Here is a 19,460-nt window from a genome sequence, read left to right as displayed (position 1 = left end):
GTAGCGATGACGAGCGACGCGACGCCGGAGAACGGCAAGACGTTGGTGGCACGTCTCGAGGAGGAGGGCGAGGTCGCCGCGGACTACCTCGAGGAGCTGCTCGACATCGCCGACCTCGACGGGGACATCGACCTGGACATCCATCACGAACGGGCAGCGGTCGAGGTGGTGTCGGAGGACTCCCCACGCTCGCTGGACGTGCTGGTCGGGAAGGACGGTGAGGTGCTGGAAGCGCTGCAGGACCTGACTCGTCTCGCAGTGCAGGCGAAGACCGGGGAGCGGAGCCGACTGATGCTCGACGTCGGCGGTTTCCGCGCCGGACGACGTGCCGAGATCGAGTCCCTGGCCGGGGACACGATCGCACGCGTCCAGGACTCCGGCGAGACGGTTTCGTTGGCGCCGATGAACGCCTTCGAGCGCAAGGTGGTGCACGACGCCGTGGCTGCCGCCGGCCTCACGAGCGACTCGGCAGGTATGGAGCCTCATCGGTACGTGGTGGTGCACCCGGGAGCAGCTCCCTCCGGGGACTGAAGGCCGAGGAGAGGGCCCGCTGTTTCACGTGAAACAGCGGGCCCTGTCGCGTCTGAGCGACTCGGTGGACGTCACAGCGGCAGCCCAGGCGGAATGACAGGATGGTGGGCATGGTGGGAACGGACGAGATGATCGGCACGAGTGCCGCAGTGCGTGAGTACTTCGGCGAGCACTACGAGGCGGTGGCCCGCTTCCATGCTCGGCTCCGGGATGAAGGTGAGCTGCGCGGGCTGATCGGCCCCCGCGAGGTCGATCGCCTGTGGGAACGACACATCCTCAACTCGGCAGCGGTGGTGCCGTTCCTGTCGGCTGCGAACTCCGTGGCGGACATCGGATCCGGTGCAGGGCTTCCGGGGATCGTCATCGCCATCATGCGACCCGACGCCCAGGTCCATCTGATCGAGCCGATGGAGCGGCGGACGGCCTGGCTCGAGGAGATCGTCGCCGACCTCGACCTGGGGAACGTCGTCGTCCAGCGCGGGCGGGCAGAGGAGTACGACGGCGCCCTTGAGCTTGACGCGGTGACGTCGCGGGCGGTGGCCGCGCTGTCGAAGCTGGCGAGGATCAGCCTGCCTCTCGTCAGGTCCGGCGGCGAGCTGGTCGTGCTCAAGGGCCGCAATGTCGAGCAGGAGATCGAGCCGGCGCGGAAGGTGCTCCGCAAGCTTGCCCAGGGCGAGCCGGAGATCTTGGAAGGGCGAACGGTCGACGGCGTCGAGGCGACCACCGTGCTGCGCATCCGTCGTCGATAGCGAGTCAGTGCTTCCGTGGCAGCGCCCCGGCATGTTTCACGTGAAACATGCCGGGGCGCAGTCGATGTATCGGCCGATCCCGGACGAGGCTCCGTGCCTGTGGGTGTCATCGCCGCGGGCGTGGGCGCGAGGCCGTAGAGTGAGCGCGGAACTGCACCGACGTGCGACGCGACGTGGAGGAACGACCCGTGAGCATGAGCGCCGACCACCCGGACGCGACGTCCGGGAGTGGTACCTGGAGCAACCCCGAGGCGCGTGATGCCGATGTTTCACGTGAAACACCCGTCCGGTCGTGGCCTGGGTACAACCCTTCAGGTGAGGACGTCGACTTTCACCGTGAGGCGCTGAAGTCCTCGGTCCCGGAGGTCGATGAAGACACTCCGCTGGCTGCACAGCTTGCGGTGGATGCGCGACGGCGGATCGAGCTGGACGGGCGGCGATTCCCGCGTCCGGATCGAACCCGGATCATCACGGTCGCCAACCAGAAGGGTGGCGTCGGGAAGACGACGACGACCGTGAACCTCGCCGCCGGCTTGGCACGCGCCGGGCTGAAGGTGCTCGTCATCGACAACGACCCTCAGGGCAACGCGTCCACCGCGCTCGGGATCGAGCATCGCGCGGGGACCCCCTCGATCTACGAGGTGTTGGTGGAGGACGAGCCGATCGAGTCCGCAGTACAGGCGTGCCCCGACGTGGACGGCCTGTGGGCGGTTCCCGCGACGATCGACCTATCTGGTGCGGAGATCGAGCTCGTCTCCCTCGTGTCTCGCGAGACGAGGCTGCGCAAGGCGCTCGACCGGTACCTCGACGAGCGCACCGCACGCGGTGAGGACCCGATCGACTATGTCTTCGTCGACTGCCCGCCGAGCCTCGGCCTGCTGACGGTGAACGCGTTCGTCACCGGTCGTGAGGTGCTCATCCCGATCCAGTGCGAGTACTACGCGCTCGAAGGGTTGAGTCAGCTGCTCAAGACGATCGAGCTCATCAAGGCACACCTGAATCCCGACCTGGTTGTCTCGACGATCTTGCTCACGATGTACGACGGACGCACCAATCTTGCGCAGCAGGTGGCCGCGGAGGTGCGTCAGCACTTCCCGGACCAGACATTGCGGACCACCGTTCCACGGTCCGTGAGGATCTCCGAGGCGCCCTCGTACGGACAGACGGTGATGACCTACGACCCGGGTTCGACGGGCGCACTGGCTTACCTCGAGGCAGCACGCGAGATCGCGGAGTATGCCGTTCAGCGCGCTGACCTGCAATGACGCGCGTAGCATCGAAGCAGTATGGTGAATCGCGGCGGTCCGCACGCGCGACACCGGGAGACCACGACGACGGGCCGACACCCGGACGGAACCAGGAGGCTGGTGGATCATGAGCCAGAAGAAGCGAGGGCTCGGCCGTGGACTCGGGGCGCTGATTCCCCAAGGCCCGCCTCAGGAGAAGCCGGTCGACGTCTTCTTCGGCCAACGCGACGAGGAGGAGAAGACGCCCGGCACCGTGCTCACGGCCTCGGACGACCCGGCGGTGGGCCCTGAGGACGGAGACGGGTCAGACAGCTCGCCGAGCGGTGCCGAGCGTGCGGGCCGTCGGTCCGCCTCCTGGGACTCTGCCATCGCCGGGGGGCGCCTGAGCATCAACGGGGGGAGCCGTGCCGAGGACGACGGGCTTGACCCGGTCTCGGCACTGGCAGGGCTCGCAGAACGATGGGAAGCCGAGTCGAGCGCCGCTGACGAGGCAGCTGTCTCCGGGCTGGGGACCGTCGGGGTCATCGAGATCACCGAGCACGACGCGCCGGCCGACCCGGCGTCGGCGACCGAGTCTGCTGGTGCGGAGGCGAGCTCCTCCGCGGACCAAGGGGTGCGCGCCGACGCCGAGGGACAGGACGGCCTGCTCCCGGTGCCCGGGGCACAGTTCGCCGAGGTTCCCGTCGACGAGATCCGCCCGAACACCCGCCAGCCCCGTAGCGTCTTCGACGAGGGCGAGCTCGACGAGCTCGTCGATTCGATCAGGGAGATCGGGGTCCTGCAGCCGATCGTCGTGCGCCCGGACCCGGACGCCTCGGCAGGCTTCGAGCTCATCATGGGTGAGCGTCGGTGGCGTGCTGCGCAGGAGGCTGGCCTCGCGTCGATTCCTGCCATCATCCGCTCCACCGACGACTCGGACATGTTGCGCGACGCGCTGCTGGAGAACCTGCACCGCGCTGCACTGAATCCGCTGGAGGAGGCCGCTGCCTATCGCCAGCTGTTGGATGACTTCGGTTGCACGCACGAGGAGCTGGCGACGCGCATCGCGCGGTCCCGTCCACAGATCTCCAACACCCTGCGATTGCTGAAGCTGCCACCGTTGGTGCAGCGGCGCGTGGCTGCCGGCGTCCTGTCAGCCGGCCATGCCCGTGCACTGCTCGGGCTCACTGACGGCGCGGAGATCGAGCGCCTCGCGCAGCGGATCGTCTCGGAGGGCCTGTCAGTTCGCGCGACGGAGGAGATCGTCACGCTCGTCGCGGAAGGATCCGACGAGAAGCCCGCCGCGCGGGCGCCTCGAGCGGGTCAGCGGAGCGAGGCGATGGACGAGCTCGCAACACGCCTGTCCGATCGCTTCGAGACGCGCGTGAAGGTGAACCTGGGCAAGACGAAGGGGAAGGTGACGGTGGAGTTCGCCTCGGTCGAGGACCTCAACCGGATCCTTGCCGTCATGGCACCGGAGGACCCGGGCTTCGCTCCCTCCTGAGGACTCGACGGCTCCATGAAGGGCCCGGCATGTTTCACGTGAAACATGCCGGGCCCTTGTCATGTGGCAACGCTAGGAGAAGCGAGCACAGTCGGGCAGACTGCGGTTCGGCGCGGTGAGCGACCGGCGGGTGTCGACCCCGAGGTGCCATGGGCTCGGGGGAGGGTAGTGCGGACAGTTCGCGACGCTCTGGCCTGAACCTGGTGCCGGACCGCATCGGCGCCGTGCCATCCGAGCGTCTGGTCCCCAACTCGAGGTAGACGAGCTCGCGTCATGCGCGGCACCGCGTGACGGCCCGGACGTGTTTCACGTGAAACATGCGGCCCGAGGTGACTCGATTGACGCGCTCGTTCGGTGGCAGAGACGCCGACGGCGGCCGTACCTGTCTCGGGAGGAGCAGGTGCGGCCGCCGTCGGGCGGTCAGATGTGGAGTCTCAGGCGAGGACGCCGTCGATCTCCTCGGCGAGCGCGCGCTTGGGACGCGCACCGATGATCGACTTCACGATCTCACCACCGGAGTAGACGTTGAGCGTCGGGATGGACGTGATTCCGTACGCCATGGTCGTCGCCTGGTTGGCGTCGGTGTCGAGCTTGACGATCTTCACCTTGCCCTCGTACTCGTCCGAGAGCTCCTCGAGGATCGGTGCGACCATGCGGCACGGGCCGCACCAGGTCGCCCAGAAGTCGACGAGGACGGGGACATCGGACTCGAGGACCTCAGTCTGGAAGGTCTCGTCAGTGACGGCGACGGTAGGCATGGGCGCTCCTTCGATGTGCGAGATGCGGGTGGTCAGACGGCGTCGAGCGCTGCCGGCAGCTGCTCCGGCTCGGGCTCGCCGTCCAGGTCGGCCAGCTCGGAGAGGTAGGCCTGGGCGTCCAGCGCCGCGGAGCAACCCGACCCGGCGGCCGTGATCGCCTGGCGGTAGGTGTGGTCGACGAGGTCTCCGCAGGCGAAGACTCCGGGAAGGTTGGTGCGCGTCGAGCGTCCCTCCGCAATGACGTAGCCCTCGGTGTCGAGGTCGACCTGGCCGGTGAGGAGCTCGCTGCGCGGGTCGTGCCCGATGGCGACGAACAGGCCGGTGACGTCGAGGTCACGCTCGGCGCCGGTGATGGTGTCGCGCAGGCGCACACCGGCGACCTTGTCCTCGCCGTGGATGCCGACGACCTCGCTGTTCCACGCGAAGTCGATCTTCGGATCGGCCAGTGCGCGGTCAGCCATGATCTTCGAGGCCCGGAGACCGTCGCGTCGGTGGATAACCGTGACCTTCGACGCAAAGCGGGTCAAGAAGGTCGCTTCTTCCATCGCGGAGTCACCACCGCCGACGACGGCGATGTGCTGGTCACGGAAAAAGAAGCCGTCGCACGTGGCGCACCAGGAGACACCGCGTCCGGAGAGCTGCTTCTCCTCGGGGAGCCCGAGCTCGCGATAGGCGGATCCTGTGGCGAGGATGACGGTCCGGGACCGGAAGGTCTCGCCACCTCCGGTGACGACGGTCTTGACGTCGCCGGTCAGGTCGAGGGACTCGGCGTCGTCCCAGAGCACCATGGCGCCAAACTTCTCGGCCTGCTCGCGCATGGCTTCCATGAGGTCCGGCCCCTGGATGCCGGGCGGGAACCCCGGGAAGTTCTCGACCTCCGTGGTGTTCATCAGGGCACCACCGGCCGTGACGGAGCCGGCGACCACTACGGGGGCCAGGCCGGCACGCGCCGCGTAGATCGCGGCGGTGTATCCCGCGGGCCCGGAGCCGACGATGACGATGTCGTGCAGTGCCGCGTCGGTGCTGGCCGGAGGGGTCGGCTGGTCGGTCACATCTACTCCTGCGGGTCGGTTCGGTACCGGTGCGGACCGGCATCAGGGGTCAACATCCCGAGCACCTGCGATGTTCCGGACGTCAGGACAGCGTGATCTCGTTGATCTCGAGCCGGTAGTCACCGTTGGACGTGGGCAGCTCGGTGACCCACAGCACCAGGGACTCGACGATCACCGACTCGTCCAGCTCGATGACTGTCTCCTCCGAGAACGAGCCCTCGGCCAGCAGGTCACCACCGGTGGGGTCGTCGAGGCCGGTCGACCGGAGCTGCCAGGCTCCGCCGCTGCTGTTGGTGCTGATCTCGACCTGGGACACCGGAGCCGGGTCACGCAGCTCGACCCCGTATCCGGCGCCCTCGGTGAACCCGCCCCAGTTCGGGTTGTTGAGATAGGTGCGGGTGTACCAGAAGGTCGACGGGTCGGCGTCGTAGGCGAGCTCGACGGCCTCGGGGTGCTCACCCTCACCGTCACGGAACGGGTCGAGCTGGTCACCGGACTCGATGATGGGCCGTACCTCGGGCGTCTCGGCCTCGGTGGGTTCGGCGTCGGCCGGGTCGTCCGAGTCCTCGGTGCCCTCGGTCGCCTCCTGCGTGGTCTGGGCGGCGGGCGGGGGCTCCGTGCTGATCGGCCGGAGGGCCTGGGACATCGCCCAGATCGCGGCCAGCACGACGCCGACGAGCAGGACGCCGAGCACGATCGGCGTCGGGTTGACCCCGCGCTTCTTCGGGGCAGCGGTGGAGGCGAAACCACCGGTCGTCGGACTGGATTCCGGTGGCGGTGGTCCTTGCGTCGCGGCTGCGGGCGCGCCGTACGCACCGGGCACGGGATATCCCCCCGTCGCCGGCGGACCGGGAGGCGGGACCGGGTGCTGAGTCGGCACGGGCGCCTGCCCGTAGGCGGCCGTCTGGCCGTAGGCCGGGACGGGCTGCTGACCGGTGGGCGGCGGGACGGCACCGGCCGCGGTGGGCTGGCCGTAGGCTGCGCCGGCGACCGCACCGGCGCCGGCCCCGACGGCACCAGCCCGTGCGATCCGACCACCCGTAGGTCGCCGCACCGGCGGTGCGGGCGGCGGCGTCCCCGGGCGGGAGCCGGAACCTGCGGGGCTGCCGGCCCCCAGGACCGACGAGCGCACCGGACGCTCGGGAGGTTGGACGAACTGCGGCAGGGCGGCCACGACGGACACCTGCCCCCACGGCTCGAGCGCCGCGACGATGTCTGCCGGGCTGGCCGGGCCACCGCCGCCGTCGTCACCGCTGCAGAACGTGCGGCGGACCAGCACGTCGATCTCCTCGTCGACGTGCGGCACGAGCTCCGAGACCGGGACGACGCCGTCCGGTCCGGTCTGGGCCGGCAGCGGACGGACCGCGTCGGGCGCGATCCAGGGGACCTCGAGGCTGTCGGCCGCCCACCGCGCGGTCAGCGCGTAGTAGCCGAGCGCGACCAGGCCTCGGGCGTCCGCTGCCGCCGCGTCGGTGTCCGACGGCTCGATCCCGGCGAGGCCGGCGTCGATGCCGAGACCGGTGACCACGACGCGGTGCCCGTCGACGCGCACGGCTTCGGGCCGCAGGGCGCAGTGGTGCACACCGCGCTGACGGGCGGCCTCGAGGGCGGTCGCCGCCTCTCCCACGAGGGCGCGGGCCTGCTGGGCGTCCACCAGCCCGCGGGAGACGATCTGGGTGAGGGACTCGCCGGTGAAGGGCTCGGTGATGACGTAGGAGCGCTCACCGGTGCCGAAGTCGGTGGTCCCGACGTCGAGCACGCGGCACAACCGTGAGTCGGAGACCAACGCCGCCCGGCGGGCGGCGTCGAGCGCGGCCGGTGCTGCAGGCCCGTCCACGAACGTGACGCGCACCGGCCGGTCGAGGATCTGGTCGTGCGCCTCCCAGGCCTCCGCCGTCGCCAGGTCCGTGCTCGCGGGCTGGGTCAGCCGGTAACGATCGACCATGACGGTCCCGGGCTGGACGGTGCTCACTGGGAGGCCTCCGTGGGGGTGTGGTGGGGAAGTGTGCACCGACCGGGTGAGCCTGTGCGTTCCATCGGTCCATGGTAGAGCGAAGTACCGGTCAGAAGTCCGGTCATCCCGCGCTCCGGCGCGTGCGTCGCAGGATCGGGGCGAGTGCGTCGTCGAGCTCCTGGACGCGCAGCAGCTTCAGCATCCCCAGGTAGACGGCACCCATGACGAGTCCGGCGACGACCGTCACGAGGACGGCGTGGGGCCAGGTCGACGACGCCGACCCGTCCATCAGGTGGACCACGAGCCATCCGAGGCCGCCGGCAACGACGGCGGAGACACCGGCGCGCACGTACAGCCGCAGGACACGGGGTCCGTCCATGCCGTGAAGCTTGCGGCTCATGCCGCGGACGCGCAGTAGCAACGAGATCCAGGTGGACAGTGCGAAGGCACCGCCGGCCGCGATCGCCCAGGCCGTGATCGGCAGGGTCATCGTCGCCACCCACAGGGCCACGACCAGGGAAACGGTCGCGATGATCTGGATGACGAACACGCTGCGGCCGTCCTCGAACGCGAAGTACATGCGCCGCACCAGGACCGTCGCGCCGAGGGCGATCGCGCCGATCGCCATCGCGCGCAGGACGGGGGCGACGGCCTCGATGGCGACGGCGTCGGTGCCGGGGAGGAGCGATCGGGTGAGCGGCGCGGCGAGCACGATTAGCGCGGTGGCCGAGAACACCGAGAAGACTCCCGCGGACCGCAGGCCGAGGGACATGTCCCGACGCACGCCCGGCAGGTCGTTCGCGGCCACGGCCGCACTCATGCGGGGGAACAGGACCGTGACGATCGAGACCACCACGATGGAGTGCGGCAGCAGGTAGATCGTCATGGCGTTGGTGTACGCCGCGTTGCCCGCGGCGACGTCCCCGGCGTCGCTGGCGAACTGACCGGCCGCGCCGAGGACGTTGGTCAGGTAGACGACCCCGAGCTGCTCGAGCGCGACGGCACCGAGCGTCCAGCCCACGACCTTCCCGGCCGAGCGCAGCCCGATGCCGCGCAACCCGAGCCGGAAGCCCCACCGGAACCCGGCCCGGCGCAGCGGGAGGATCAGGAGCAGGGCCTGCACCGCGATGCCCAGCGTCGCCGTGCCGGCCAGCAGCAGCGTCTGCGTCGTCGTCCAGCTCGCCAGGTCGTTGATCCCCCCGGAGGGTGACCGGCCGAAGAGGATCAGGAACGCACCGAACCCGATCAGCGAGACGACGTTGTTCGCGACGGGCGCCCACCCGTAGGCGGCGAACTTCCCGTGGGCGCTGAGCACCTGGCCGAGCAGCGTGTACAGCCCGTAGAAGAAGACCTGTGGCAGGCACCAATAGGCGAAGACCGTCGCGAGCTCACGGGCCTCGGGTGTCCAGGCGTCGCTGAGCGTCATCAGGTGCACGACCAGCGGCGCGGCGGCCACGAGCACGATGGTGCCGGACAGCAGGCCGAGGCCGGAGATGCTCAGCAGCTTGTCGAGGCGCTCTCGCGCGTTGTGCGCCTGCATCGAACGCAGGATCTGGGGGACGAGGACGGACTGCAGCACACCGGCCGAGATGAGGGCGAACAGCATGTTCGGCAGCTTGTTGGCGATGTCGAACGCGTCGGCGGCCGTCCCGACGGTGCTGATGCAGGCGACCAGGAGCATCGTGCGCACCAGGCCGGACGCGCGCGACGCCGTCGTCCCCAGGGACATGGCGATCGATCCCCGGCCCAGGCTGGCCTTGCGCACCCCGGAGCCTGCCGACGGCACGCCGGCCGCGGAGGCACCGGCCGCGGAGGCACCGGCCTCGGGGGGGACGGCGCCCGGACCGGCCTGGTCGGGGTTCTCGGTGGTCATGCCTGGGGATCCTCCGGGGTGTGCGGCGACGGGTGGTGCGTCGCGGGGTCCAGCGGGGCCACGGTCTCGGCGACGTCGGCCGTGGTGCGGCTGTCGGAGCGGCCGCGTCGCACGGTACGCCAGATCCCGGCGAGGAAGAGCAGTCCCACACCGACGGCCATCACCGATGTGCCGACGGTCTCCCAGCCGGCACGGACCTGGACGGCGAACTCGGTGGGTGCAGCCACCGCGGCGCCGCTCGGGGCGAGCACCTGCACCTCCAGGTTCGCGTCGCCGGAGCCGATCGCGCGGACGCGCACCTGCGCATCACGGGACTCACCGGCCGGCACGACGACGGTCGGTGACGTCTCGACGATCAGTCGGGGGTCGTCGGGTCGCAGCGCGACGGTGACGGTGGCGTCGACGGGGAGGTCGTTGCGCACCCGGACGGGCAGGTTGCCGGTGTCGCTGATCAGCAGGACGTCGGCGCGCCCGATCACCCGGATCCCGGACCGGAGCTGGTCGGCGCGTACCCGGGCGAGCTGACCCGCGGCGTCCCGCGCCCCCCTGTCGTCGCGGTAGGCGACGGCGAGGGGTGCGACGAGGTCGCGGTCGACGTTCCCCGTGAGGGCAGCCGGGTCGGTGGCGACGGAGGCGAACGCCACGAGGCCGTCCAGGTCCTCGACGAGGTTCCGCACGGCGCCGGGTCGCAGCTCGGCATCGTCGACGAGGCGCTGGGGGAGGGCGGTACGCGGTGCGTCGGACGGCTCGGCCTCGAGCACGTCCGTGAGGGGGACGACGTCCACCCAGTCCTGGGCGGTGAGGCCGGAGGTGACGGCGGTGTAGGTCTCGACGTCCGGGGACCAGCCCCGTGGCATCGCCGCGACGACCGTGACGGCGGTCCCGGACTCGGCTGCTGTCGTGGCGAGCACCGCGGTGTCGGCGAGCAGCCGTTGGGTGGCGGCGGCCGCTGTACCTCCGGCATCCTCCGCGGTGCTGGCCGCGAGGGCGTCGCCGAGAGCGGTGTCAGCCACGACGACCGTGACGTCGCCTGCCGCGGTGGCCAGGGTGTCGGTGGCCGAGGCGGTGATGCCTGTCGCCGGCTCGAGGCCGTTCGCGACGAGGACGTGATGCGTCCCGGCCGAGCGCGCGGCGGTGACGGTCTCGAGGTCGGCGGCGCCTTCTGGCCAGGCGACCTGGGTGTCCCAGGCCTCCGGTGCCGACCAGCCGGTGGGCAGCAGGCCGGGCGCGTGGGTGACGGTGCGCAGGTCGCTGGGTTGGATGCCGGCGTGCGCGAGTGCTGCGATGTCGGTGTCGTACGGAGGGAGGGTGACGACGTCGGCGGTGTCGGGGCGCTGCAGACGGGCGGCCCAGGCGCTCATGTCCTCCTCGGAGGACGTAGCCGCGATGGCGACGACGGCCGGGTCGACGGCAAGCGAGAGGGGCGACTCGGGCGTGCTCGCCGCCGAGAGCAGGCGGTCGTAGGCGCCGCCGGAAGACGTACGTTCCGACAGTGTCGAGTTGTACGCATCGGGTGCCGCCGGGTCCAGGGCCGGACCCGTGAGCGGGGCGACCATCGCGAGACCCACCGGCCCCGGGGCGGTCCGTCCAGACCGCTGGGTGCCCTCGTCGGGGTCGTAGAGCAGGAACGAGTGCAGCACGTCGATCGTGCCGTCGTCGCCCCGCACCTCCACCGAGAGCTCCCGCGGGCCCCACGCGGCGTCCGGCCCCAGCTGGAGCGCGGCGACCCGCAGCTCGAACGTCACGTCCTCGGACTCCCCGGACGCCAGCTCGTCGAGAGGAAGGCTCAGCTGACGGCCTGCCGTGCGCGTCGAGCTGTCGTCGGCCCAGCTCGCCACCGCGGCGCGAGTCGAGATCGCGCGCCACCCGACACCGAGATCGGCGCTCAGCCCGCTGAGGGCCCGGCCCGTGCCGTTGGTGACACGTACGGTCACCTCCTGGGTGCTGTCCGGGCCCACCACGGTGGGCGACATGTCCACGATCTCGATCGTGACGCCGTCGTGCGCCGAGGCCTCCGACGGCGCGGCGACGAGCACGGTGACGAGCAGGAGTGCGGCCACGACCACGGCGAGGGCGCGGGGGAGAACCTCCGCGGCACGGGAACGGATCACGCGGCGACCCTCACTCGACGAGCTCTGGGCTGCGGGACAGGGTCTGCATCGCCGCGGCGGCGAGACGCTGCTCGTTCGGGTAGGCAAGGCGCTCGGGCAGCTCGGTGAGCGGGACCCAGCAGGCGTCCTCCGCCTCGCCGTCGGGGTCGCCGGCCGCGGTGATCGTCCCGCCCTCGGACCGCAGGAGGAAGTGGTGCACCACCTTGTGGACGCGACGGTCCTCGCCGCTGAACCAGTAGTCGATCACCCCGAGCGTGCCGCGGATCGTCCCGACGATGCCGGTCTCCTCCCGGATCTCGCGGACTGCCGCCTCCTCCGGGGTCTCGCGGCCCTCCAGGTGTCCCTTCGGCAGGCACATCTCCAGACGGCCGGCGCGGTTGCGTCGCAGGATCACGGCGGCGCGGTGCCCGGAGACGTGTCGCTCGACGACGAGCCCGCCCGCCGACGTCTCGTCCACGACGGGCAGGTGACCCGACGCGGCGGCGGCGGCCCCAGGGCTCGCCGACGACGTGGCCTGGCTGCCCTGCCGGCGGGCAGGGTCGACCCGCAGGGGGTGTCCGCCGGGCGGGACGGGCACCGGCACGGACGGACGCCCGTCGGGAGCGCCTGGCGCCGGTGCCGCAGAAGACATGGGCACACCCTACCGAGTTCGCCGGGGCGCCCGGACGAGCCGCGACCCACGGAACGCCGGGAGAGCGGCCAGCCGCAACCTGGGCAAAAGGGGCAAGCCGGCGCGGTCGCCGGAGTCGACGCGGGCGGGTCCGCGATCTGGGAGGATGGGACGTCGTGTCGACCCCTGCGAACCCTGCCCCCGCCCAGCTCCTCCACCAGGCCCTGAGCGTGCTGACCCGGATGGCCCCCGCGGCCGTCGAGCTCGGCGAGACCTTTGCCGCGGCCGGGCACGAGCTGTCCCTCGTGGGCGGACCTGTGCGCGACGCGTTCCTCGGCCGCGCGAGCGCCGACCTGGACTTCGCGACGTCCGCCTCGCCCGACGAGACGCAACGGATCCTCGCTCGCTGGGGTGACGCGCACTGGGACATCGGCAAGGAGTTCGGCACCATCGGGGCGCGCCGGTTCGGCGGTGCCACCGGTGCGGACACGGTCGTCGAGGTCACGACGTACCGCACCGACGAGTACGACGCCGCCTCGCGCAAGCCCGTCGTGGCGTTCGGCGACTCGCTCGACGGCGACCTGTCGCGACGCGACTTCACCGTCAACGCGATGGCCGTGCGGCTGCCGGACCTGACGTTCGTCGACCCGTACGGCGGGCTCTCCGACCTCGCCGCAAAGGTCCTGCGCACCCCCATCGCCCCCGAGCGGTCGTTCGACGACGACCCGCTGCGCATGCTCCGGGCCGCGCGCTTCGCGGCCCAGCTCGGGTTCGCCGTCGAGCCGGCGACCCGCGCCGCGATCGTGGACATGGCCCCGCGCCTCGACATCGTCTCCGCCGAGCGCGTCCAGGCCGAGCTGAGCAAGCTGCTGTGCGCGCCGTCGCCGCGGGCAGGGCTCGAGGTCCTGACCGACACCGGCATGGCCGACCACGTGCTGCCCGAGCTGCCCGCTCTGCGGCTCGAGATCGACGAGCACCACCGGCACAAGGACGTGTACGAGCACTCCCTCATCGTGCTCGACCAGGCGATCGCGCAGGAGACCGGGCCCGACGGCGCGGTGCCGGCCCCGGACCTCGTGCTGCGCCTGGCCGCACTGCTGCACGACATCGGCAAGCCCCCCACGCGCCGCTTCGAGCCCGGCGGCGGCGTCAGCTTCCACCATCACGAGGTGGTCGGGGCGAAGATGGTCGCCAAGCGGCTGCGGGCCCTGAAGTTCGAGAAGCAGGTGGTCAAGGACGTGGCCCGGCTCGTCGAGCTGCACCTGCGCTTCCACGGTTACGGCGAGGGTGCCTGGACCGACTCCGCGGTGCGGCGGTACGTCACCGACGCCGGCCCCCTGCTGGAGCGTCTGCACCGGCTCACCCGGGCCGACTGCACCACGCGCAACCGGCGCAAGGCACGGCGGCTCGCCGACGCCTACACCGACCTGGAGGAGCGCATCGCCCGCCTGCGCGAGCAGGAGGAGATCGACTCGATCCGCCCAGACCTCGACGGGACGCAGATCATGGCGATCCTCGGCATCCCGCCGGGGCGCGACGTCGGCGCGGCCTACCAGCACCTCCTGGCGCTGCGCATGGAGCACGGCCCGCTCGGCGAGGAGCGCGCGACGGCGGAGCTGACGGCCTGGTGGGCGGCGCGCCAGGGGTGACGCCCACCAGGCCGTACGGGCCTCAGTGGCCGGCAGCGCCCACCGGTGCCTCCGACTTGCGCAGTCGCGTGGCCAGGACGAGTGCCGCCACGACGACGACGGCGGCCACGGTGAAGGCGAGCTGCGCACCGCCCGCCGTCGCCTCCGCCTCCGAGGCGCCGGCGTCGACCATCGACACCTTCCGCAGGGTGAGCAGCGCGACGAAGAGCGCCGTGCCGGCAGCACCCGCGAGCTGCTGGACCGTCGCGACCGCGGCCGAGCCGTGGGAGTACAGCGACGGCTTGAGCCCACCGAGCGCCGAGGTGAACGTCGGCGTGAAGATGAACGCCAGCCCCAGGCTCAGCACGAGGTGGCCCACGACCACCCACCACAGCGGCGACGTCGGCGACAGCGTCGCGAAGAGCAGCATCGCGACGCCGACGGCGGTGACACCGGGGATCACGAGCGGCCGCGGCCCGACGCGGTCGTAGAGACGCCCGACCACCGGGCCCAGCAGCCCCATCAGCAGGCCACCGGGCAGCATGAGCAGGCCGCTGGTGAGCGCCTCCAGGCCCATCGCCTTCTGCAGGACGAGCGGGAGCCCGATGATCATGCCGAACATCGCGATCATGCTGACCGCCATCACCGAGAGCCCCACGGTGAAGCCCTGTGCCCGGAAGACGCGCAGGTCGAGCAGCGCGGCATCGGTTCGCTGCAGGGCGATCTGACGCCACACGAAGAGGCCGAGGACCATCGCGCCCGCCACGAGCGGTACTGCCGGGGAGACAGGCATCGCGTGCTGCGCCGCCTCGCCGAGCGCCGAGAGCCCGTAGACGAGCCCGCCGAACGCCCCTGCCGCGAGTATCAGTGAGATCGGGTCGAGGCGCGTGCGCGCACGGTCCGCGACGTCCCGCACCAGCAACGCCCCGAGGAGGAGCGACACCGCAGAGATCGGGAGCACGACCCAGAAGACCTCGCGCCACCCCAGTGCGGTGACGACGGCGCCGGAGAGGGTCGGGCCGAACGCCGGGGCGACCGCGATGACCAGCGACACGTTGCCCATCACGCGCCCACGACGGTGCGGCGGGACGGTGCTCATGACGGTCGTCATGAGCAGCGGCATCATGATCGCGGTGCCCGACGCCTGCACCACACGGGCGGCGACGAGCAGCCCGAAGACCGGCGCGATTGCGGCGAGGAAGGTGCCTGTGGTGAACAGGGACATCGCAAGGATGAACGCGCCGCGGGTGCCGAGCCGCTGCAGGAGCCAGCCCGTGGCCGGGATGACGACGGCCATGGTGAGCAGGAAGCCGGTGGTCAGCCACTGGCCGGACGACTCCGGGATGACGAACTCGTCCATGACCGCCGGCAGGGCGACGCCCATGGTGGTCTCGTTGAGGATCACCACGAACGCGGACACCAGCAGCAGGGCGATGACCCGGACGTGCTCGCGCGGCAGCCTGTCCTCGCTCGACGCCGGGGAGCCGGGCGGAGCCTCGGTGGTGCGTGCAGACATGTGTCCCCTCCGGTTCGTCGATCGTTGCCGACCGCGGGCGACGCTGCGCACGGACTGACCCGTCAGATCAAGGCGTCACCAGGATGCGATATTCCCTCGGCCGCAGCGACCTCATTTCCGGCCGAGACTCATCGGTGCCGGGGGACCGGACTCAGTCGTCGGTCGGCGCGTCGGGGATGTTGCGCACCACCAGCACGCACGTGTCGTCCTCCCGCACGCCGTCGGCGCAGGCCTCGACGAGCGTGTCGCGCAGCCCGGCGGCGTCCAGCCCTGGCGGCAGCTCGCGGGCGGACGTGGTGAGGTGGTCGAGCTGGGTGCGCAACGACCGGTTCCGCCGCTCGACCAGCCCGTCGGTGAAGAGGAAGAGGGCGTCGCCCGGGTGGAGGACGACCGAGCCCTCCGGGACCTCGTCACCGACGGTCGGCGCCCCGACCGGTGTCGTCAGGGCGTCGTCGAGGAGCTCCACACCACCCTCGGCCCTCAGGAGCAGCGGTGCCGGGTGCCCGCTGCGGGTGTAGGCCACGCGCCGGTCGCCGGAGGCGTCCGGGAGCTCGACGACGGCGAACACGCAGGTCGCCACGTCGGCCATCCCGAGGCCCCGCACCAGGCCGTCCATCACGGCGACGACCTCCGCGGGCGAGCGGCCGGTCCATGCCTCGGTGCGGATGACCGAGCGGAGCTGTCCCATCGAGGCCGCCGCCCTGACGTCGTGCCCGACGACGTCACCCACCGTGACGGCGACACGCCCGGTGGGCAGCGGCACCACGTCGTACCAGTCACCGCCCACGTCCGCGCCGTCGGACGCCGGGTCGTAGAGGGCGGCGCAGTCGAGGCCCGGGGCGGCGACGATCTCGGGCAGCATGCTCCGCTGGAGCGTCAGCGCGGTCTGGTGCTCGCGGTGGTAGAGGCGGGCGTTGTCGAGGGCGAGCCCGGCGCGGGCACCGAGCGCCACGATGTCGTGGAGGTCGTCGCCGGTGAAGGCGTCGTCCTCCTCGCTGACGACGATCAGCACGCCGGTGTGGCGGTCGCGCCCACGCAGCGGGACCACGAGCGCTGTGCCGAGACCCAGCCGTTCCAGGGCCGCGAGCTCCTCCGGGGTGGTCCGTGACGGCAACGAGTCGATGTCGACAGGGAACGGTGCAGGGACGTCCGTGTGGTGGGTCGACAGCACGTGCAGGATCGAGGGGGACTCACGGACCCAGCGGTGCGATCCCTCGAGCAGCGCGATGTCCTCGGCCCGCCGAGGGTCGCGGGCGGCGCCGTGCACGAGCCGTGGCTGGCCGTCGTCGTCGACCACGACGACGGCGCACCAGGTGCCGAAGTGCGGCGCCACCAGCTCGGGCAGGAGGGCGGCGCCGGAGTCCTCGTCGAACAGCGCGACGAGCGCCTGGGTGATCGTGGCGAGGAGGCTGAGCCGCTGGTTCTCCCGGTTCACCTCGTCGAGCTCGAGGACGTGCCGTCGTTCGGTGTGTATGCGTTCGGTGACGTCGGCCTGGATGCCGACGTGATGGGTGACCCGCCCGTCCTCGTCGTGCACGGGCGAGACGATGACCTGGTTCCAGAACGCGGTGCCGTCCTTGCGGTGGTTGAGCAGGGTCTCGCCCACGGCCTCGCCCGCCTCGAGCGCGGCGTGGATGCGTGCCACGGCGCTCCGGTCCGTACCCTCGCCCTGCAGGAACCGGCAGTTGCGGCCGAGCGCCTCCTCGGCGGTGTAGCCCGTCACTTGGCAGAACGCCGGGTTGACCCAGACCAGGGGGTCGTCGGGCAGCGACGGGTCGGAGATGGTGAAGCTGAGGTGGCTCGCCACGGCGGCGCGCATCTGCAGGCCTTCCAGCGCCGCGTCGGGCATCGAGGACTCTCGGAGGCCGGAGCCCGGCAGCAGCACGAGGAGTGCCCGGTCCGCGAGCCGGTCGGGTGCCCCGGTGAGGGAGAGGCCGACCGCCCACGACGTGCCGTCGTCGCCGTGCCGCGTGGAACGGACGGCGATGCCGCGACCCTCGCGCAGTGCCGCCAGGATCGCCTCGGCCGGGTCCTGGCGCACCGACACCGGGACGATGCCCGCCGCGGTGCACCAGGACGCGAGCGAGTTCGGGATGCCCATGCCGCCGGCCAGGCGGACGGCGACCGGGTTCGCGTCGACGACCCGTTGCGTCGACGTGTCCAGGAGCAGCACCGCGCCGCCGGTGGCGACCCGCGCCGGGTCGGTGAAGTCGGGGCCGAGGTCGGGCAGAACGTTCTCGGCGGCCAGGAGGTTCTCGGGGGTCGGTGAGTGCGGGCCCGCCATCCTGACCACCCTTCGCCCGGTCTTGGCCGACGACGCGGCACCCTGTACTAGATGTCCATCATCCGGCGCGCGGACGTACCTGTCCACAATGGCGGTCGTACATCGGTGCGTCGCGCGTCAAGGACGCGGTGCCGGGGAAGGGAAAGGGCCGACGTCGACAGGGGTCCGGGCACCGCGGAACCACATCAGCGCCGCCACCGCGATGTACGCCAGCGCGAGGAGGATGAAGAGACCGCGCGACCAGCCGGCGTCGGGCACCGCGAACGCGGCGAGGACGGCGGCGCCGACGAACGCCGCGTTGTACAGGACGTCGTAGAACGCGAAGGCGCGGCCCCGGTAGTCGTCATGGGTGTCCCGCTGCACGATGGTGTCGACGGCGATCTTCGCGCTCTGCGCCGCCAGGCCCAGCAGGCCCGCGCCGAGCAGGATCACGGTGCGCGACGGCGTGGTGGCCAGCAGGAGCTGCGAGGCCGCGGCGAGCAGCAGCATGCACACGATCCACACCTGCGGCCCGGTACGCCGCGACAGCACCGGTGTGATCAGCACCGCCCCGGCCCCGCCGGCGCCCGTCATCGCGATGACGAGGGCGAAGTTCGCCAGGCCCGCCGAGGTGTTCCCGGGCTCGGCCAGCAGGTTGCGCGAGATGAGGATCGCCGCGATGAACACCACACCGTAGAGGAAGCGGTGCGCCGCCATGACGAGGAGGCCCTGACCTGGCGTCCGGCGGGCGACGAGGTACCGGGCACCGTCAACCAGGCCGCGCGCGACGGCCACGACCTCCACCCCGAGGCGTCCGCGTGCCGGGTGCTCAGGACCGAGCTGGTCCCGGCCCAGGCGCAGCGCGAGCAGCGCCGCGACGCCGAAGACGACCGCCGCGCAGACCAGGGCGGCGGCGTCGTGCATCCGGCCCGGGGGCAGGCCTAGCCCGAGGATGAAGCCGATACCGCCACCGACGAAGATCGCGCCCGCGCCGAGCGTCGGGGTCAGGGAGTTCGCGGTGAGTAGCAGCGGGCCGTCGACGACGCGGGGGAGGCCGGCGCTCAGGGCCGCCAGCAGGAAGCGGTTCACGCTCAGGGCCGCCAGACCGAGGACGATGACCCACGCCTCGCCCGCACCGGCGAGCCCGCCGGTCAGCATCACCGCCGCCATCGCACCCGTCAGGACCAGTCGCACCCCGTTGCCGACCGCGAGCACCTGTCGGCGACGCCACCGGTCGAGGAAGACCCCGGCGAACGGCCCGACCAGGGTGAAGGGCGCCAGCATGATCGCGAAGGCACCCGCGACACCGGCGGCCGTCCCGGCGCGCTCCGGGGAGAAGAACAGCAGGGAGGCCAGGCCCACCTGGAACATGCCGTCGCCCGTCTGGGAGACGAGGCGGACGGCGAAGAGCCGCCGGAACCCCGGCAGGCGCAGCAGAGCGCGCAGGTCTTGCCAGGTCTCGGTGATGGCTCCCACACGGGCCAGCCTTTCACGTCGAGGTAGCGCCCCGGTCCGCTGAGGTAGCGCAGAGCCGGGCGAGGTAGCGCAAGGTCCTGGAGACCGAACGTGCACGACGGCGGAAGCTCCGCCGTCGTGCATGCCTGCGCTACCTCGACGAGCGCGGCGCTACCTCACGGTGCGCTCGCAAGCTCGCTCCGGGTCAGCGCTCCACCTGGATGGTCGCG

At 71.6% G+C, this 19,460-nt stretch carries 14 protein-coding genes; 5 read left to right on the top strand and 9 right to left on the bottom strand.

Annotated elements, in window-relative coordinates; genetic code table 11:
* Nucleotides 1–6 precede the first annotated feature (6 nt).
* From PZC42_RS20430 to PZC42_RS20415, 4 genes are all read left to right on the top strand, one after another.
* Entirely contained in the window at nt 7–531 is a 525-nt protein-coding gene (locus tag PZC42_RS20430; RefSeq protein WP_277213877.1) for a Jag family protein, read from the top strand.
* A gap of 110 nt (nt 532–641) precedes the next feature.
* Nucleotides 642–1,280 (top strand): 16S rRNA (guanine(527)-N(7))-methyltransferase RsmG, encoded by a 639-nt coding sequence (gene rsmG, locus PZC42_RS20425; RefSeq protein WP_277213875.1) that lies wholly within the window; start codon nt 642–644, stop codon nt 1,278–1,280.
* A gap of 194 nt (nt 1,281–1,474) precedes the next feature.
* Entirely contained in the window at nt 1,475–2,545 is a 1,071-nt protein-coding gene (locus PZC42_RS20420; RefSeq protein ID WP_438802980.1) for a ParA family protein, read from the top strand.
* A 109-nt stretch (nt 2,546–2,654) separates the two neighbouring features.
* The gene (locus PZC42_RS20415; RefSeq protein ID WP_277213872.1) at nt 2,655–4,010 is read left to right on the top strand and encodes a ParB/RepB/Spo0J family partition protein; all 1,356 of its coding nucleotides are present in this window, start codon (nt 2,655–2,657) and stop codon (nt 4,008–4,010) included.
* 434 nt (nt 4,011–4,444) lie between these two features.
* Here the strand turns inward: PZC42_RS20415 and trxA are convergent, their stop codons facing one another.
* The 6 genes from trxA to PZC42_RS20385 form a co-directional block, all read right to left on the bottom strand.
* Nucleotides 4,445–4,768 (bottom strand): thioredoxin, encoded by a 324-nt coding sequence (gene trxA, locus PZC42_RS20410; RefSeq protein ID WP_277213870.1) that lies wholly within the window; start codon nt 4,766–4,768, stop codon nt 4,445–4,447.
* A gap of 32 nt (nt 4,769–4,800) precedes the next feature.
* Nucleotides 4,801–5,820, bottom strand: a complete 1,020-nt coding sequence (gene trxB, locus PZC42_RS20405; RefSeq protein ID WP_277213868.1) for a thioredoxin-disulfide reductase — start codon at nt 5,818–5,820, stop codon at nt 4,801–4,803.
* Between the two features lie 82 nt (nt 5,821–5,902).
* Nucleotides 5,903–7,792 carry a protein kinase family protein gene (locus tag PZC42_RS20400; RefSeq protein WP_277213866.1) on the bottom strand — a complete coding sequence of 630 codons (1,890 nt, stop codon included), beginning with the start codon at nt 7,790–7,792 and terminating at the stop codon, nt 5,903–5,905.
* Between the two features lie 103 nt (nt 7,793–7,895).
* Nucleotides 7,896–9,647: a murein biosynthesis integral membrane protein MurJ gene (gene murJ, locus PZC42_RS20395; protein WP_277213864.1), complete on the bottom strand. Its 1,752-nt coding sequence runs from the start codon at nt 9,645–9,647 to the stop codon at nt 7,896–7,898.
* Nucleotides 9,644–11,758: a DUF6049 family protein gene (locus PZC42_RS20390; protein WP_277213862.1), complete on the bottom strand. Its 2,115-nt coding sequence runs from the start codon at nt 11,756–11,758 to the stop codon at nt 9,644–9,646. Before PZC42_RS20390 ends, murJ begins: the two co-directional genes overlap by 4 nt.
* Nucleotides 11,759–11,768: 10 nt before the next feature.
* A complete protein-coding gene (locus PZC42_RS20385; RefSeq protein ID WP_277213860.1) occupies nt 11,769–12,389 on the bottom strand; it encodes an NUDIX hydrolase in 621 nt (206 codons plus the stop codon).
* Nucleotides 12,390–12,544: 155 nt separating this feature from the next.
* On the opposite strand from PZC42_RS20385, the gene PZC42_RS20380 reads away from it, so the two are divergent.
* Nucleotides 12,545–14,017, top strand: coding sequence for a CCA tRNA nucleotidyltransferase (locus PZC42_RS20380; protein WP_277213858.1), 1,473 nt, complete (start codon nt 12,545–12,547; stop codon nt 14,015–14,017).
* A 22-nt stretch (nt 14,018–14,039) separates the two neighbouring features.
* Here the strand turns inward: PZC42_RS20380 and PZC42_RS20375 are convergent, their stop codons facing one another.
* From PZC42_RS20375 to PZC42_RS20365, 3 genes are all read right to left on the bottom strand, one after another.
* Nucleotides 14,040–15,512: a DHA2 family efflux MFS transporter permease subunit gene (locus PZC42_RS20375; RefSeq protein WP_277213856.1), complete on the bottom strand. Its 1,473-nt coding sequence runs from the start codon at nt 15,510–15,512 to the stop codon at nt 14,040–14,042.
* Nucleotides 15,513–15,663: 151 nt separating this feature from the next.
* Entirely contained in the window at nt 15,664–17,796 is a 2,133-nt protein-coding gene (locus tag PZC42_RS20370; protein WP_277213854.1) for a SpoIIE family protein phosphatase, read from the bottom strand.
* 117 nt (nt 17,797–17,913) lie between these two features.
* A complete protein-coding gene (locus PZC42_RS20365; RefSeq protein ID WP_277213852.1) occupies nt 17,914–19,251 on the bottom strand; it encodes an MFS transporter in 1,338 nt (445 codons plus the stop codon).
* Nucleotides 19,252–19,460 lie beyond the last annotated feature (209 nt).

Origin of the sequence: Isoptericola croceus, assembly GCF_029382255.1 — a bacterium.
Taxonomy (GTDB): domain Bacteria; phylum Actinomycetota; class Actinomycetes; order Actinomycetales; family Cellulomonadaceae; genus Isoptericola; species Isoptericola croceus.
This window is presented reverse-complemented; position numbering and strand designations above follow the sequence as displayed.

Excerpts from the sequence above, each read along its gene's own strand:
- PZC42_RS20420 (WP_438802980.1), top strand. The coding sequence starts at position 1,475 with ATGAGCGCCGACCACCCGGACGCGACGTCCGGGAGTGGTACCTGGAGC.
- murJ (WP_277213864.1), bottom strand. The coding sequence starts at position 9,647 with ATGACCACCGAGAACCCCGACCAGGCCGGTCCGGGCGCCGTCCCCCCC.
- PZC42_RS20375 (WP_277213856.1), bottom strand. The coding sequence starts at position 15,512 with ATGTCTGCACGCACCACCGAGGCTCCGCCCGGCTCCCCGGCGTCGAGC.
- PZC42_RS20415 (WP_277213872.1), top strand. The coding sequence starts at position 2,655 with ATGAGCCAGAAGAAGCGAGGGCTCGGCCGTGGACTCGGGGCGCTGATT.
- rsmG (WP_277213875.1), top strand. The coding sequence starts at position 642 with ATGGTGGGAACGGACGAGATGATCGGCACGAGTGCCGCAGTGCGTGAG.
- PZC42_RS20430 (WP_277213877.1), top strand. The coding sequence starts at position 7 with ATGACGAGCGACGCGACGCCGGAGAACGGCAAGACGTTGGTGGCACGT.
- PZC42_RS20385 (WP_277213860.1), bottom strand. The coding sequence starts at position 12,389 with ATGTCTTCTGCGGCACCGGCGCCAGGCGCTCCCGACGGGCGTCCGTCC.
- PZC42_RS20370 (WP_277213854.1), bottom strand. The coding sequence starts at position 17,796 with ATGGCGGGCCCGCACTCACCGACCCCCGAGAACCTCCTGGCCGCCGAG.
- trxA (WP_277213870.1), bottom strand. The coding sequence starts at position 4,768 with ATGCCTACCGTCGCCGTCACTGACGAGACCTTCCAGACTGAGGTCCTC.